At 65.9% G+C, this 1432-nt stretch carries 2 protein-coding genes; both read right to left on the bottom strand.

What is annotated here, in order from left to right:
• Nucleotides 1-151: 151 nt before the first annotated feature.
• Nucleotides 152-988 carry a thioredoxin gene (gene trxA / locus BVER_RS29595; RefSeq protein ID WP_050456238.1) on the bottom strand — a complete coding sequence of 279 codons (837 nt, stop codon included), beginning with the start codon at nt 986-988 and terminating at the stop codon, nt 152-154.
• Between the two features lie 106 nt (nt 989-1094).
• The coding region (locus tag BVER_RS29590; RefSeq protein ID WP_332309171.1) for a pirin-like C-terminal cupin domain-containing protein at nt 1095-1432 on the bottom strand (338 nt) is incomplete at its 5' end.

Genomic DNA, 1432 nt, shown 5'->3' with positions numbered 1-1432 from the left:
CGCTCCACGCTTCCTCCCCACGGTCGGTCGCCCTTCCGCAGTTGCGCTTCACTTCGCTCGCTGTGGTCAACTTGCGGCGGGACTTGTACCCGCAAGAGTGCGCCCATGCTGGGCGCACAAAAAGGCCGGCTTCGATAGCCGGCATTTGCGATCAGTTCATCGCCGCGCTCAGGCGACGCCGCCAGTGCGACACGAGATCCGGCTGGTTCGCCGCGAGTTCGAACACGGACAGCATGGTCTTGCGGCCGACGTCGTCCATGAACGCGCGATCGCGCTCGACGATCGCCAGCAAATGCTCCAGCGCGCCGCCGTATTCGCGTCCGGCGATCAGTCGGTTCGCCAGCGCGAAGCGTGCTTCCAGATCGTCCGGATTCTTTTCCACGGCGGCATACAGCGCATCGGCGGGCGGCAGATCGGCGGCGTCGAGTTCGGTTTTTAGCGCGTTGTAGCGCGCGTCGATGCCTTGCGTCGTCTTCGGCGACAGCAGCTTGTCTTCGTCCTTCGCTTCGTCGTACCGGCGTTCCGCGATCAGCCATTCGATCAGGTCCATGCGCGCGTCGTCGTAACCGGGATCGAGCGTGAGCGCGGCTTTGATCAGATCGATCGCTTCCGCGCGATTGCCGGTCGCCCACGCGTTATGCGCGTTGCGGCGTTCGGCGTCCGCGCCTTGCGGCACGAGTTGATCGAGGAAAGCGCGCAACTGGCCTTCGGGCAGCACGCCGGTGAACTGATTCACCGGACGGCCATCGGCGAAGGCGACCACATGCGGAATGCTGCGCACCTGAAAGTGCCCGGCCAGTTCCTGATTTTCGTCGACGTTCACCTTGACGAGCTTCCATGCGCCGCCGGCTTCCGCTTCGAACTTCTCCAGCATCGGGCCGAGCGTCTTGCAGGGGCCGCACCACGGCGCCCAGAAATCGACGAGGACGGGCGTGAGCATCGAGGTCGCGATGACGTCGTTCTCGAAAGTGGCGAGGGTCGTTTCCATTGCTGTCTCTCCTTGTGCTGGCGATCCGTCTATCTCAAATCCGGCAGATGGGGACGGCCGCCGCGTTTCTCAATGCCGGCGCGTGTGCGCCGTGATGCTGCACGGTTCATGCCTCGGGCGCGCGCGGCTCGCGGCGCGGCGCCGGCAGCGGGATGAACTCGGTTTCGCCGGGCACCTGACCCATGCGCTGTTCGCTCCACGCCTGCTTGGCGGCCTCGATCTTCTGGCGCGAACTGGCGACGAAATTCCATTCGATGAAGCGCGCCCCGTCGAGCGGCGCGCCGCCGAGGATCATCGCCACGGCGCCGGTCGCGCTTTCCAGACGCGCGGGGCGGCCGGGCTCGAGCACGGCCATCTGCTGCTCGGGCAGCGGTTCGCCGTCGATGGTGAGATCGCCCTGCACGAGATAGACGCCGCGTTCCTCGTGCTCGGTGTCGAGCATCG

It is taken from the genome of Candidatus Burkholderia verschuerenii, assembly GCF_001189365.1.
Lineage (GTDB): Bacteria > Pseudomonadota > Gammaproteobacteria > Burkholderiales > Burkholderiaceae > Caballeronia > Caballeronia verschuerenii.
Note: the sequence above shows the minus strand (reverse complement) of the source record. Positions and strands in the feature narration are given on the sequence as shown.